The sequence below is a fragment of the Neisseria sp. P0001.S005 genome, assembly GCF_051963715.1.
The window spans coordinates 1-416 of the sequence record NZ_JBQCTZ010000658.1 but is presented as its reverse complement, the minus strand read 5'-3'; the positions used below and the strand labels follow the sequence as shown (position 1 = coordinate 416).

At 46.9% G+C, this 416-nt stretch carries 1 protein-coding gene; it reads right to left on the bottom strand.

What is annotated here, in order from left to right; all coding sequences use genetic code 11:
* Positions 1 to 416, bottom strand: a 416-nt coding sequence (locus ACTHSP_RS22240) for an ABC transporter permease subunit (protein ID WP_440347039.1), incomplete at both ends; no start/stop codon positions are given.

Here is a 416-nt window from a genome sequence, read left to right as displayed (position 1 = left end):
TGCCACAATACTTTACCGATCATCAGGTTTTCAGAACCGCCCACCAATTCAGGAATCACAAATTCACCGACGGCCGGAACGAAGACCAGCATAGAGCCTGCGATGATGCCGGTTTTGGACAAAGGCAGGGTAATGGTAAAGAACGATTTGATCGGACCCGCACCCAAGTCGGAAGCGGCTTCGAGCAGACGGTTGTCCAGTTTTACCAATTGTGTGTACAGCGGCAAAATCATAAACGGCAAATAGGCGTAAACCATCACCAAATTCAGCGAGAAAGAATTGTAGAACAGGTCTAAAGGCTCGCTGATGATTCCATATTTGATTAAGAAATTATTGATGATGCCGTTGTGTCCCAATAAGCCCATCCATGCGTAAACACGCAACAGGAAAGAGGTCCAGAAAGGCAGCATGATTGC